The sequence below is a fragment of the Halovibrio variabilis genome (assembly GCF_007991175.1).
In the GTDB taxonomy this organism is placed as follows: domain Bacteria; phylum Pseudomonadota; class Gammaproteobacteria; order Pseudomonadales; family Halomonadaceae; genus Vreelandella; species Vreelandella variabilis.
The window spans coordinates 224,267-237,578 of record NZ_BJXV01000008.1; the positions used below are offsets into that span (position 1 = coordinate 224,267).

The following is a 13,312-nucleotide window of genomic DNA, read 5'->3' on the forward strand; positions in this document are numbered from 1 at the left end:
CGGCGCCCAGTGGGCGCCGTTTTTGTATCACCAGCAGCGGGTATCAAGAGAAGAAAAACCTAACGATGTTAGCGTGAAGCAGGTCGCGGCACTTCAGAAATTTCCTGTAGCTGCGCCTCGATCCACACCTCCACTTCCGCAAGGACCTCATCGGGCATGCGCCCGGCTGTCTCAATCGGCTTCCCAATGCGCACCCGCAGCACGCCTGGGCGCTTAACCCAGTGGCGCCCGGGCCAGCGCTCGCCGGCGTTGTGAGCCACCGGTAAGACCGGCACCCCCGCACGGCACGCCACCACGCTGCCACTTTTGTTATAGCGCTTGCGGACACCGGGATCGACACGCGTGCCCTCGGGAAAAATCAGGACGGAAAGCCCCGTCCCCAAACGCTCAACGCCTTGGGTAAGCACTTGGCGCATCGCCCGGGCAGGCTTGGAGCGATCCAAGCTGATGGGGCGTAATAAACGCAGCCCCCAGCCGAAAATGGGTAGGCGCAGTAACTCGCGTTTCAGCACGGTACATACCGGCGGCTTCATGACCTGTAGAAACACGGTTTCCCATTCACACTGATGATTAGCCTGAATCACACAGGGGCCGCTCGGCAGGTTTTCTCGCCCTTGTATGTCGTAACGCACCCCGCAGGCGATACGAAACCACACCATCAAAAAGTAGTTATACAAGTTGAGCAAGCGATAGCGACCCGCCAACGGCAGAAACGGGGCGATGGGTAAAAAAAGGATGCCGATCATCAGCATGGCGAGAAAGTAGCCGGCGTAAAATACCAAGCTGCGCAGCACATTTATCAAGCCGATGCTCCTTTATCGCTGACACGGTTATTCTCGCGGGTTAAACACCAGGTATCGAGCATACGTCCCACCTCTAGCCGCCACGGCTTTTGATGAACACCGAAGACATCGAGTACGCGACGGCAGTTTAAAACGCGACGCAGCTTGGCATCGTGATGATGGGTCAGCGGCTGCACCTCGCCGAGGGTAATCTGCTCGCCGCGGCCTTCAAGATGGGTTAACAGCTGAGTACGAATCATAGAGGTGAAGGTGAAGTCGCTAACGGGTTCGGTACCGGCAAGGTGATAGGCCCCCCAGGCATTGGCGCCACAGGCCTGCTGTTGCAGCATACCAATCAGCGCCATAGCGACAGCGTCCGCTGATGTCGGGCAGAAAATCACATCCTCTGCCGCGCGCACCGCTTTGCCGACCACTAAACTATCGATAATTTCATTGAGCCAGGCGTGACTGCCTTCCAAAGCAAACAACGGCCCCAAGCGCACAATCAAATGGCGTTGAAACCCCGCGCGGATGCGATCACCGGTCTGCACCAGACGGCGCAAGCTGTCATCCCGCGGCGCAGGCACCACAGGCTCATCAATGGGGACTTCCAAACCCTCTTCGTAGAGCTGGTCAGAGACGCACCATACCAACGCCACGTTCTGCGCCTGACAGGCTTTTAGGCAGCCGTCTACCGCATCGGCGTGTGCCGTGACATCCGCAGGCGCCATACTCAGTGGGTGCGCCAGCGGCGGAATGATCACCGCGTCGGGCGCTATCGACTCAAGGCGCGCCGACGAAATGAGCGCGCCTTGTTCGATAACTAACTCCGTATCGGTACGGCGGCTTGCCTCCCGGGCCAGTGCCAAGCTTAAGCAGTGCCCGGCATCCAATATCAACAGTTTCACGACGGCCTCTCCTTGTCGCGCTAGAACGGGATCTCATCGTCGAAGTCATCAAAGTTACCCGGGTCCGGCGCACCGTAGCTGTTGTTCTGCTGGTTGGGCTGGGGAGCTTGATTACCCTGCTGCGGCGCTGGCTGCTGCGGGCTCTGCCCACCGGGGTGGTTATTCGCCCCTTGCTGCGCGCCACCCTGGTTATGTTGGGCCGGAGCGTTCTGGGGAGCACTCTGAGAAGCATTCTGAGAATAATTGTTCTGCGGCGCACCGCCGCCCTGATAATCACCGCTGCGGCCATCCAGCATCTGCATATCGTTAGCGACGATTTCCGTCGAGTAGCGATCCTGACCGTTCTGATCCTGCCACTTACGGGTTTGCAAACGCCCTTCAATATAGACTTTAGAGCCTTTCTTCAGATACTGCTGGGCGATTTCGGCGGTTTTGTTAAACATCACCACGCGGTGCCATTCAGTGCGCTCTTGGCGTTGGCCGCTCTGGCGATCCATCCAGGTATCGGTGGTCGCCAGGTTTAAGTTCGCCACGGCGGTGCCGCTGGGCGTGAAACGCACCTCAGGGTCCTGCCCGAGGTTGCCAATCAAAATGACCTTGTTAATACCGCGAGCCATAAGGTGCTCCTTTACTCGATGTTAGATAGGGTTAGTGACCAGCCAGCACCGCGTTGACGGCCTCGGCTGGGTTAAGATTTTGGCGGTGCCATCAGCTTGTTCAGCGCCACCTGATCAAGCTGTTGACGGTTCACTTTTAGATACACCAAGCGCTCTTCCGGCACCACCATCACGTCTTCGACACCGACGACCTCGGCTAAGCGCTCCATCAGCAGCTCAAGCGCGTCGGGCTGGGTGTCGGACTGAGTGTCGGGCAACACCACCACTTCGCTGGATAAGGGCGGCGGTGCAGGCATCCACCACATGGCCACCCACCAGCAGAACGCCAGCCCGGCACAGCCGATAAAGACGGCGTTGAGGCCGCCGTAGTTGGCCAGCACCCCACCTAGCGTGCCGCCTAAAAAAGCGCCTAAAAATTGGCTGGTGGAGTACACGCCCATGGCGGTCCCTTTGGCGCCCGCCGGGGCCAGCTTACTGAGCATGGAGGGCAGCGTGGCTTCGAGCAAATTGAAACCGGTAAAAAACACCAACAGCCAAACGAATAACCCGTACCCAGCGGCCAGCGGCAGGGCAAGCCCAGCCAGGCTGATCACGATAGCGCTGATCGCCAGCAGGCACATCGAGCGCATGCGCTGCTTTTTTTCCGCGACGATAATCAACGGCACCATGGCGACAAACGACAGCGCCATAATGCCAAGATACGCCAACCCGTGATACTCCATCGCGATCCCCGCGTCGAGCAGCCGAAAAGGCACCGCCACGAAGATCGCCATCAGCACCAGATGCAGGGCAAAAATCGATACATCCAGCCGCCATAAATCGGGCCGGGTTATAACGCTTTTGAACTGCTGGCGGTCCATGCCCACATCACGATGGCGTCGCCGCCTTGGCGCGGCAGGCACCCAGCGCCATAGCACCAATAAGCCCACCAGCGTCAACAGCGCGGTAAAGCCAAACACCCCGGCAAGCCCCGCCCAGGCGGCAAGCCAGGGCCCCAGCACCATGGCGATGGCAAATGACATCCCAATAGAGAGACCAATCGTGGCCATGGCGGCGGTGCGCACTTCCTCACGAGTTTGATCCGCTAGCAGCGCCATAATAGCCGCAGCGACGGCGCCCCCGCCCTGTAGCGCCCGCCCCGCAATCACACCGGCCATGGTATCAGAGAGCGCCGCCACCACGCTGCCCAGGGCAAAAATCACCAGCCCCATGGCAATGACCCGCTTGCGGCCAATGCGGTCAGACAGCATGCCAAACGGAATTTGCAGCGTTGCCTGGGTTAACCCATAGATACCCAGCGCCACGCCCACCAATAGCGGGGTGGCGCCCTCTAGCGTGTCGGCATACAGCGCCAACACCGGCAGCACCATAAATAGCCCCAGCATGCGCGAGGCATAAAGCCCTGCCAAACCGCTGATTGCACGCCGTTCAGAGGCCAGCAAAAGTGCCAAAGCCTTGCGCATAATGCCCCTGTGTATGATGAAAAATAAGTATCGGGTGGATAAGCATGGCTTAAGACAGCTGCCTATTCTAGCGGTTTGGGCGGGCGCTGGAAACGGCGCAGGTTGCCGCAGGCAATCCAGGTTATGAAAGCTGTTTTGCCGGGAGGGGCTCGGCAAACGTATAATCACGCTTTTGCCGCGCGATTCGAGGTGTTGATGGACAGCATTCTGGTCAGGGGTGCCCGCACCCACAACCTCAAGCAGATCGATGTGGAGCTGCCCCGTAATAAGCTGATTGTGATCACCGGCCTTTCTGGCTCGGGTAAATCGTCGCTGGCGTTTGATACCTTGTATGCCGAAGGGCAGCGCCGCTACGTGGAATCGCTTTCCACCTATGCGCGCCAGTTCCTGTCGATGATGGAAAAGCCCGACGTCGATCACATCCAAGGGCTCTCGCCTGCGATCTCTATTGAGCAGAAGTCCACCTCCCACAACCCGCGTTCAACCGTGGGCACCATCACCGAAATTTACGACTACCTGCGCCTGCTGTTTGCCCGCGCGGGCACCCCCCGCTGCCCGGAGCATGGCGAAGACCTGGAAGCCCAGACCATTTCGCAGATGGTCGATCAGGTCATGAACCTTGAAGAAGGCACCAAGCTAATGCTGCTGGCGCCGGTGGTCAAAGGCCGTAAAGGCGAGCACCTGCAGCTACTGGCAGAGCTGCGCGCCCAAGGCTTTGTGCGCGCGCTGATCGACGGCCAAGTACTCGAGCTGGACGACATCGCCCCGTTGGATAAGCGCAAAAAGCACGATATCAGCGTGGTGGTTGACCGTTTCAAAGTGCGCGACGACCTGGCCCAGCGGCTGGCGGAGTCGTTTGAAACGGCGCTGAACCTCGCCGATGGCACCGCCATGATTCACTTTATGGACGGCGGCCACGAGGATATCGCCTTCTCGTCGCGCTTTGCCTGCCCGGTGTGTGGCTACTCGCTGGCCGAGCTTGAACCACGCATGTTCTCGTTCAACAACCCGGCGGGCGCCTGCCCCACCTGCGACGGGCTGGGCGTGCAGCAGTATTTCGACCCCGCCAAGTTGATCAGCCACCCGGAGCTTTCGCTGGCCGAAGGCGTGATCAAGGGCTGGGACCGGCGCAACATTTACTACTTTACCCAGCTGCAATCGCTCGCCAAGCATTACCGCTTTGAACTGGAAACGCCCTGGAATGAGCTTGCCCGCCACGAGCAGGAGATTATTCTCAACGGCAGCGGCGACGAGACCATCCCGTTTGCCTACGTGGGCGACCGGGGCCGCAAAGTAACCCGGGAGCACGCCTTTGAAGGTGTGCTGCCCAATATGCAGCGTCGCTACCGGGAAACCGAATCCAATATGGTGCGCGATGACCTGGCCAAATATATCGCGGTACAGTCCTGCGCTACCTGTAGCGGTACACGACTGCGTAAAGAGTCGCGCCACGTTTATGTCGACGACCACAACATCGCTGACATCGTGCGCTTCCCGATCGGTGAGGCCTGGCGCTACTTTGCCGATTTGAAACTGCCGGGGCGCAAAGGCGAGATCGCCGATAAAATCGTCCACGAAATTCATGCCCGGCTGGAGTTTCTGGTTAACGTAGGGCTTGATTACCTCAACCTGGAACGCAGCGCCGACACGCTTTCCGGCGGTGAGGCTCAGCGCATTCGCTTGGCCAGCCAGATTGGCGCGGGCCTGGTCGGCGTCATGTATATTCTTGATGAGCCCTCTATCGGCTTGCACCAGCGCGACAATGACCGGCTACTGAAAACCCTTGAACGACTGCGCGACCTGGGCAATACCGTGATCGTCGTCGAACACGACGAAGAGGCCATCCGTGCGGCTGACCACGTGCTCGACATCGGCCCCGGGGCCGGCGTTCACGGCGGCGAGATCGTCGCCCAGGGCACCCCCCAAGACGTCATGGACAACCCCAACTCGCTGACCGGTCAGTACCTTTCCGGCACTCGGGAAATCGCCGTACCGCCCTACCGCATCCCCGGCAACCCGGAAAAGCAGTTAGTCGTCCGCGGCGCCACTGGCAATAACCTGCAGAACGTAACGCTTAGCCTGCCACTGGGGCTGTTTATCGCCATTACCGGGGTGTCGGGGTCGGGTAAATCGACGCTGATCAACGGCACCTTGATGCCGATTGCCGCGCGCGAATTAAACCGCGCCACCACGCTAACCGCTGCGCCCTACGAGAAGATCGAAGGGCTTGACCAGCTGGATAAAGTGATCGATATCGATCAGAGCCCCATTGGCCGCACGCCGCGCTCTAATCCGGCGACCTATACGGGTATTTTTACCCCCATTCGTGAGCTGTTTGCCGGCACTCAAGAGGCGCGTTCGCGGGGCTACAAGCCTGGCCGCTTTAGCTTTAACGTCAAAGGCGGGCGCTGCGAGGCCTGCCAGGGCGAAGGCATGATCAAGGTTGAGATGCACTTTCTACCCGATATCTACGTGCCCTGCGACGTGTGTAAAGGCAAGCGCTACAACCGTGAAACCCTGGATATCCACTATAAAGGCAAAACCATCCACGAAGTGCTGGCCATGACGGTGGAAGACGCGCTGGCATTCTTCAGCCCCGTTCCCGCCATCGCCCGGCGTTTGCAAACCCTGCTGGATGTGGGTCTCTCCTACATTCGTTTGGGACAGAGCGCGACGACGCTTTCCGGTGGCGAAGCGCAACGGGTTAAACTTGCCCGCGAGCTGGCCAAACGCGACACCGGCAAGACGCTGTATATTTTGGATGAGCCGACCACCGGCCTGCACTTTGAGGATATTCGCCAGCTGCTAACGGTCCTCCACCGCCTGCGCGATCACGGCAACACCATCGTGGTGATTGAACACAACCTGGACGTGATCAAAACCGCCGACTGGATTGTCGATCTCGGCCCCGAAGGCGGTTCCGGTGGCGGGCAGATTATTGCCGAAGGCACCCCCGAGCAGATTGCCAAGCAGGACGTCTCGCATACCGGCCGTTTCTTAGCGCCGTTGCTGGCGCGTAGCCAAAAACGCGCGGCCAAACGCTAATAGAGTAGAGCTGGGGTGAGCATTCACTCACCCCAGACTAAATAACCACGCTATAACCACGCTATCTAGCAATATATGACGACGCAGTACCCGACCAACTCATGTAGTGTGGTTAATAGAGAATCTGTTAGCAAAATAATGCAAGCCTCTGTTAGGGGACCGTCATGAACGAAGAAATAAGCTGTATTATCAGGCACTTTAGTCACTACTGCTCATTGAGTAGTGGTGAGAAACAACTGCTCATGACACTTGAGGACAGCCCAACTGATATTAAGTCGGGCACGCTACTTTGGGAGATGGGTGATCCGGCCAACGAGTTCTGCACGCTAAAAAGCGGCTGGGCCTACTCCTACCGTCACTTAGAGGACGGTGACCGGCAAATTCTTGAAGTGTTTTTGCCTGGCGATATTATTGGTCTGCGCGAGTTTGCTTTCTCGCAACGCCTTGAAAATGTACGCATGATTGATGACAGCGTGGTTTGCCACTTCCCCCATAAATCGATGCTCGACGTATTTCGCCAGTCGCTCACCCTTACGTCGGTGATGTTTGCCATCGGTAGTCGCCAGCAGGCGTTACTGACTGAGCGATTGGTTACCTTGGCCAGACTCAGCGCACGTAAGAAAATGGCGCATTTTCTTTGCGAAATGCATATGCGGCTGCGTCAAACCAACCCAGGTATTGGCAATCAATTGCGGCTACCGCTCTCTCAAGAGCAATTAGCCGATATACTCGGCCTTAGCCCGGTGCACGTTAGCCGCACCTTTACGGCGCTTAGCGAAGACGGCCTCGTATTTCGCGACCGCCACCGTGTCACGATTCCAGATTTATCAGCGCTATGTGCCGAAGGTGAGTTTAACGATTACTACCTCAGCGACAACGTCAGGCCACTGTTAGGCGAAATCGCCTAACCACATTTGGACCAGCCGCAGCCTGCGTAGCAGGTGGGGCAGCCATCCATCATGATCAGCTCGCCGCGACACTCGGGGCAGTGACCCACAATAGCGGGGCCACTGCCTTCAGGCTTTTTTTCCGCTGTGGCTGCCCCGCCAATAGGCGCTACCGCGCCCGCCTCAACGGTGGCATCGGCAATGCCTTCACCGCCGCTGGGCTGCCAGGCGTGGCCGTGAGTCATGCGGTGGGCGTAGCGCTCCACCAGCTGCTCAACCGGTACCTGGTGGCCATCCTGATCCAAAAAGCCGCGACGATAGAGAATCTGCTGAATCGACCAGGCAATCGCCGCAACCTCCGAATCGTGGAACATGGGTTTGTTCCAGCGATTCACCCCACAGCGCACCAGACCTTTATCCCAGGCCACTTTGCGCAGGTCCGCCACTGCCTGGGTGGCATAACCGCCGCGGGCCGCTAGCGAAAGATTGCGCATGGTGGCGGTGATCCACTGATGCTCGCTGGAGAGTTGCCCCGATGGGAAAAAGAACTCCACCGGGCGCTCGATCACCACGCGCTTGCCCCCGAGAACGCCTTCCACCGGCATAAACGACACCAGCAGATAGACTTTCTTGCGCCCTTCCGCGCCCACGTAAGCGATCTTTTCGGACACTGCTTCTAACGTGCCTTCCGGGCGCGACGGAATACGCACCGTCAGCGGGTTTTCATCCTGCAGCTCAGCCGCGGGCGCGGCCGGCTCCTTCTGCTTGATACGATAACCCACAATTTTTGAGGTAATTTCTACAGCCATAGTGTTCTCCACAAAGCGACGGCAATGCCAAGGTAATCAAGCGGTCGTTAGTCAGCGCCGCCCACCGCTACCATTTGCCGTAGGTGCCTTCTTTTAAGCCATCAAATAGATTCGCCGCGTTATGCGCTTCCCCGTCGTAAATCACCGTTTCATCCCCGGCAAGCTCAAGGGTTTCGCCGTTTTCCAGTTCAAACACGTAGGTGGTGTTTTTGAGATCGTCTTCGCGCACCAGCACGCCCTGGAAAGCTTCGGGGTTAAAGCGGAAGGTAGTGCAGCCTTTTAAGCGACTCTCATAAGCCTGCAAATAGAGATTCTGGAACTGTTCAAAGGGGAACTCGGTGGGCACATTAACCGTTTTTGAGATCGCCGAATCAACCCAGTGCTGGGCGGCGGCCTGAACGGCCACATGCTGTTCGGGGGAGACCGCATCGGCGGTGACAAAGTAATCGGGCAGATCGCTGTCCACCGCATCAGCAGCAATAAAGTGACGGTAGGCCGCCAGCTCGAAAGAGACCACTTCGACCTGCTCCTTGGTTTTTTTGCCCGACTGAATAATATTGCGAAAGTAGCGGTGCGAGAACGAGGGCTCAATGCCGTTGGAGGCGTTGTTACCCATCGATAGTGAGATCGTACCGGTCGGTGCAATCGAGCTGTGGTGGGTAAAGCGAGCGCCGTGTTCCGACAGCGCAGCCACCAGCTCCGGCTCATGCTCGGCCACTTGTGCCATATATTGGCTGTAACGAGCGTGTAGAATACGCCCCGGGACTTGATCGCCCACTTCGTAGCCATCGTTGGCCAGCTGCGGCCGCTCGCGGAGCATTTTAGGGGTGACGGTGTGCTCCTGCGCCAGCACCGCGGCCATGCCTTTCTCTTTAGAAAGTGCCAGCGCCTGTTTCCAGCCTTCGATCGCCAAATGGCGGCTGACTTCCTCGGTAAACACCAGCGACTGCTTTGAGCCATAGGGGATTTTGAGCATGGTGAGCGTTGACCCCAAGCCCAAAAAGCCCATGCCGTGGCGGCGTTTGGCTTCAATTTCACGCTGCTGCTGGGGCAGTGGGAGAGCGGCAATCTCGACCACGTTGTCGAGCATACGGGTGAAAATGGCGACCACTTTACGGTAGCGCTCCCAGTCAAAGCGCGGCTCCTCGCCAAAGGGGTCAATCACAAACTTGGTCAGGTTAATCGAGCCCAGCAGGCAGGCGCCTTCTGGTGGCAATGGCTGTTCGCCGCAGGGGTTGGTCGCCCGGATATCCTCGCAGAACCAGTTATTGTTCATGCGGTTAACCTGATCAATCAGAATAAAGCCCGGCTCGGCGTAGTCGTAGGTGGAGGACATGATGGTGTCCCACAATTCGCGCGCTTTGATCACCTCCACAATGCGGCAGGCGACGCGGCCCTCGGCATCCACCGTGTAGCCCTCCTCAACCACCGGCCAATCCCGGTAGATCAGGTCTTCAGTGTTAACGTCGTCTTTCTCACCTGGGTGCAGCGGAAAGGCCAGCGGCCAATCGGTATTGTTTTTGACCGCTTCCATAAATTCATCGGTGATCAGCAGTGACAGATTAAACTGCCGCAGACGCCCGGCTTCGCGCTTGGCCTGAATAAACTCGCGTACATCCGGGTGGCCCACATCAAAGGTGCCCATCTGAGCGCCACGCCGGCCGCCGGCAGACGCCACGGTGAAACACATCTTGTCGTAAATATCCATAAACGCCAGCGGGCCGTTGGTGCCCGCGCCAGCGCCGAAGACGAAGGCGCCCTTGTGGCGCAGCGTCGAGAAGTCGTAACCGATGCCCGCCCCGGACTTTAATGTCATGCCTGCATCGACCACCGAGTCGAGAATATCGCGCATGGAATCGCGAATGGTGCGCGAGACGGTGCAGTTAATCAGGCTCACCGCTGGCTTATAGGCCTCGGCGCCCGCGTTGGAAAGAATACGCCCGGCGGGAATGGCGCCATTTTCCAGCGCCCAACGAAATTTGGGCAGCCACTCCTCGGCTTTGTCACCTTCGACCGCGGCTAAGGCCTGCGCCACACGCTCAAACGTTGCAGCGACGTCCTGATCGACGGGTTGGCTATGGCGATCCTTGAGGCGGTATTTGGCATCCCAAATCTCCCGCGAGGGGGCCTGCATGGGAACATCATTTGAGGTCTTCACAGCCTTGGCAGCGGTGCTCATGTGGCAAAACTCCTTCACAACAAGATAACGATAGCGCTCACATAGACGCACTTTCAATAGCGTTGGAATGAAGTATAGACACGGCTTTTTACTATATGCAGTTTTGTTGGGGAATTTTTCTACCATATATAGAAAAATCAGCGCGTTACTCTGCTGCCTATCGCCAACACGCTTTAAACTGAGGATTGGGGTTAATCACTGTGCTAGAAACGCTGTTAAGAACGATGTTAAAAACGAGGGCAGTGAGCTGTTTCGCAGTTTCGACCCAAAAGCGCGCGAGCCGTGGTACATGGGCTTTAGCCTACAAGGCGGCGATGAAGCGGATGCTTAGCCAGTGTGGCGGCAGTCGGCCGACGAGTTAAGGTGCCCTCGGCTATTAGCCGGGCGGCTGCCTGAGCAACAGTTCCACGCGCCGATTGGCCGCTCGCCCAGCCGCGGTGGCGTTTGACTCTATTGGCTGAGTATCGGCGTAGCCGACGGCCCGCATCTGTGAAACGTCGAACCCTTGGCGCTCTAAATGGCGCACAACGGCAATCGACCGGGCCGATGAGAGTTCCCAGTTAGACGGAAAGCGGGCTGTTGCAATAGGCACGCTGTCGGTATGGCCTTCCACCGATATCTCACCGTCAAAACTGGCCAGCACATCCATCAGGCTTTCTACCACGCCTTGCCCCTGGGTCGTAAGCACGGCTTGGCCGCTGGGAAACAGCAGGTTGGTATCAATCCGCAGCGTGACCCCTTCGCGGCCTTGCGAAACATTCACACCGGGGATATTGAGCCCCGAAAACTGCGGCTGCAATCCCTCGTGGCGAGGCTGTATGCCGGTGGCCAAAGACGCCAGCGGCAATGAGGACACAGCGCTTACCGAACGCATGAAGGCGGTATCAGCGGCTTCACCGCCGCCCGGCGGGGTCAGCGAAAGCAGCAGTACAAACAGCGTGATGAGCAGCGTCAATACATCCAGGTAGCTGGTTAGCCAACCTTCGTCGCCATCGCCTGGCGACGGCGTCATCTCCAGCGCGTTGCGCGTATCGCGATCCAGCATCTGGCTTACCCCTTCGCCGCCGAACTAGCCGCCGCGTCAGGTTTTGGCTTGACGCTGTTATCCCGAATTTCATCATGGTAGTTCGCAACGAAGGAGTTGAGCGTCTCTTCGATAAACGACGGTAGCCGACGCTTGGTAATCAGTGAGATGCCTTCGAGCACCATGTTCATGGTGATCAGGCGCTCTTCGGTGCGGCGCTCTAGTTTTACGGCGATCGGCTTAAACACTAAGTTAGCGAGCAAAATACCGTAGAAGGTGGTGAGCAGGGCCACCGCCATGCGCGGGCCGATGACCTGCAGGTCGCCCGCGTCCATGACTTCCAGCATGTTCACAAGCCCGACCAGGGTGCCAATCATGCCAAATGCCGGCGCGTAGGTGGCCATGGTGCGAAATATTTGCGCTTCGGCATGCTCGCGGGCTTTCAGGCGGGCAATCCGCCAGCGCAGCATGTCAAAAATTTCGTCTTCTTTGGTGTTGGCAATTACCAACTGGATCCCGGTGCGCAGAAAAGGGTTGCGGGTATGCTCAAGCTCGCGCTCCACCGCCCGCACGTCGCCCTTGAACCACAGCCGCGACATATCCACCAGCTCGCGGATGTCGTCGCGCATATAGGTATTTTCGCGCCGAAACACCAACCCCACCAAACGCACGACGCGCAGCACTTCTCTCAGCGGGTAGCTGATAAAGGTAGCCGCCAGGGTGCCGGTGATCACGATCGCCAGGCCCGGCAGATTGACAAAGCTCTCGGGGGACTCTGCGGTAAAAAACAGCACGCTCACCAGCAGTAATATGCTAGCAAAGATGCCAATCAGCGTTGAAGGATTCATCCACGGCTCCTTACCGGTCACAAATGAGGAAAAGTTGCAATTACAACGCGTCGTGTAACCGCGCGCGTAAACGACTCACGGCTTGGCTGTGCAGTTGAGAAACGCGTGATTCAGTCACGCCAAGCACAGCGCCGACTTCCTTGAGGTTAAGCTCTTCCTGGTAGTACAGCGCCATCAGCAGCTTTTCACGTTCGGGCAGCGCTTCAATCGCGTCAATCAAGGTTTGGCGCTGCTGACCGTCCAGCAATTGCTCAAACGGCGAGTTGCCGGGTTCATGGTTGATGGGTTCTCCACCGTCAGCGACCAGTTCCTCAAAAGGCAGTAACTGGCCACTGTTGGTATCGCTGAGAAGCTGCTGGTACTCACTCAACGGCATGTCGAGGTGCTGGGCGATTTCTTGCTCTTCAGGCGCCCGCCCTAGCTGCTGCTCTAGCTGACGAACGGCGCCGTCTACCGCACGCGCTGAACGGCGCACACTGCGCGGCAGCCAGTCACGGGTGCGCAGCTCGTCCATCATCGCGCCACGAATACGCTGGCTGGCAAAGGTGGCGAAGGTGGCGCCTTGGTTGGCATCGAAACGACCGAGCGCTTCCAGCAATCCCACCATACCGGCCTGAATAAGGTCATCGAGCTCAATGCTGGCGGGCAGTCGGACCTGTAGCGTCAAGGCCTGACGTCGCACCAGGGGCATATACTGCGTCAATAGCTCGCTTTGCTGGATTCTACCCTGTGCTGTGTACATGCTCTCGC

At 58.1% G+C, this 13,312-nt stretch carries 11 protein-coding genes; 2 read left to right on the forward strand and 9 right to left on the reverse strand.

The window, feature by feature from the left end:
- Nucleotides 1-68 precede the first annotated feature (68 nt).
- From HVA01_RS07930 to HVA01_RS07945, 4 genes are all read right to left on the reverse strand, one after another.
- Nucleotides 69-803: a lysophospholipid acyltransferase family protein gene (locus tag HVA01_RS07930; RefSeq protein WP_146874622.1), complete on the reverse strand. Its 735-nt coding sequence runs from the start codon at nucleotides 801-803 to the stop codon at nucleotides 69-71.
- A complete protein-coding gene (locus tag HVA01_RS07935; RefSeq protein WP_146874624.1) occupies nucleotides 800-1,690 on the reverse strand; it encodes a sugar nucleotide-binding protein in 891 nt (296 codons plus the stop codon). The genes HVA01_RS07930 and HVA01_RS07935 overlap by 4 nt, the downstream gene beginning before the upstream one ends.
- Nucleotides 1,691-1,710: 20 nt before the next feature.
- Nucleotides 1,711-2,307 (reverse strand): single-stranded DNA-binding protein, encoded by a 597-nt coding sequence (gene ssb / locus HVA01_RS07940; RefSeq protein ID WP_146874626.1) that lies wholly within the window; start codon nucleotides 2,305-2,307, stop codon nucleotides 1,711-1,713.
- A 71-nt stretch (nucleotides 2,308-2,378) separates the two neighbouring features.
- Nucleotides 2,379-3,770, reverse strand: coding sequence for an MFS transporter (locus HVA01_RS07945; RefSeq protein WP_146874628.1), 1,392 nt, complete (start codon nucleotides 3,768-3,770; stop codon nucleotides 2,379-2,381).
- Nucleotides 3,771-3,965: 195 nt separating this feature from the next.
- On the opposite strand from HVA01_RS07945, the gene uvrA reads away from it, so the two are divergent.
- Both uvrA and HVA01_RS07955 read left to right on the forward strand, forming a co-directional pair.
- Nucleotides 3,966-6,815, forward strand: a complete 2,850-nt coding sequence (gene uvrA / locus HVA01_RS07950) for an excinuclease ABC subunit UvrA (RefSeq protein ID WP_146874761.1) — start codon at nucleotides 3,966-3,968, stop codon at nucleotides 6,813-6,815.
- Nucleotides 6,816-6,979: 164 nt separating this feature from the next.
- Entirely contained in the window at nucleotides 6,980-7,723 is a 744-nt protein-coding gene (locus tag HVA01_RS07955) for a Crp/Fnr family transcriptional regulator (protein ID WP_146874630.1), read from the forward strand.
- Here HVA01_RS07955 and HVA01_RS07960 read toward each other — a convergent pair.
- The 5 genes from HVA01_RS07960 to HVA01_RS07980 form a co-directional block, all read right to left on the reverse strand.
- Nucleotides 7,720-8,511: a ribonucleoside-diphosphate reductase gene (locus tag HVA01_RS07960; RefSeq protein ID WP_146874632.1), complete on the reverse strand. Its 792-nt coding sequence runs from the start codon at nucleotides 8,509-8,511 to the stop codon at nucleotides 7,720-7,722. The two genes, HVA01_RS07955 and HVA01_RS07960, sit on opposite strands and share 4 nt — an antisense overlap.
- Before the next feature lie 67 nt (nucleotides 8,512-8,578).
- A complete protein-coding gene (locus HVA01_RS07965; RefSeq protein ID WP_146874634.1) occupies nucleotides 8,579-10,690 on the reverse strand; it encodes an adenosylcobalamin-dependent ribonucleoside-diphosphate reductase in 2,112 nt (703 codons plus the stop codon).
- Nucleotides 10,691-11,066: 376 nt separating this feature from the next.
- The gene (locus tag HVA01_RS07970) at nucleotides 11,067-11,735 is read right to left on the reverse strand and encodes an OmpA/MotB family protein (RefSeq protein ID WP_146874636.1); all 669 of its coding nucleotides are present in this window, start codon (nucleotides 11,733-11,735) and stop codon (nucleotides 11,067-11,069) included.
- A 5-nt stretch (nucleotides 11,736-11,740) separates the two neighbouring features.
- Entirely contained in the window at nucleotides 11,741-12,562 is an 822-nt protein-coding gene (locus tag HVA01_RS07975; protein ID WP_146874637.1) for a motility protein A, read from the reverse strand.
- A gap of 40 nt (nucleotides 12,563-12,602) precedes the next feature.
- Nucleotides 12,603-13,304 carry an RNA polymerase sigma factor FliA gene (locus tag HVA01_RS07980; RefSeq protein WP_146874639.1) on the reverse strand — a complete coding sequence of 234 codons (702 nt, stop codon included), beginning with the start codon at nucleotides 13,302-13,304 and terminating at the stop codon, nucleotides 12,603-12,605.
- Nucleotides 13,305-13,312 lie beyond the last annotated feature (8 nt).

Coding starts and splice junctions, on each gene's coding strand:
- ssb (WP_146874626.1), bottom strand. CDS start 2,307: ATGGCTCGCGGTATTAACAAGGTCATTTTGATTGGCAACCTCGGGCAG.
- HVA01_RS07945 (WP_146874628.1), bottom strand. CDS start 3,770: ATGCGCAAGGCTTTGGCACTTTTGCTGGCCTCTGAACGGCGTGCAATC.
- uvrA (WP_146874761.1), top strand. CDS start 3,966: ATGGACAGCATTCTGGTCAGGGGTGCCCGCACCCACAACCTCAAGCAG.
- HVA01_RS07955 (WP_146874630.1), top strand. CDS start 6,980: ATGAACGAAGAAATAAGCTGTATTATCAGGCACTTTAGTCACTACTGC.
- HVA01_RS07960 (WP_146874632.1), bottom strand. CDS start 8,511: ATGGCTGTAGAAATTACCTCAAAAATTGTGGGTTATCGTATCAAGCAG.
- HVA01_RS07965 (WP_146874634.1), bottom strand. CDS start 10,690: ATGAGCACCGCTGCCAAGGCTGTGAAGACCTCAAATGATGTTCCCATG.
- HVA01_RS07970 (WP_146874636.1), bottom strand. CDS start 11,735: ATGCTGGATCGCGATACGCGCAACGCGCTGGAGATGACGCCGTCGCCA.
- HVA01_RS07975 (WP_146874637.1), bottom strand. CDS start 12,562: ATGAATCCTTCAACGCTGATTGGCATCTTTGCTAGCATATTACTGCTG.
- HVA01_RS07980 (WP_146874639.1), bottom strand. CDS start 13,304: ATGTACACAGCACAGGGTAGAATCCAGCAAAGCGAGCTATTGACGCAG.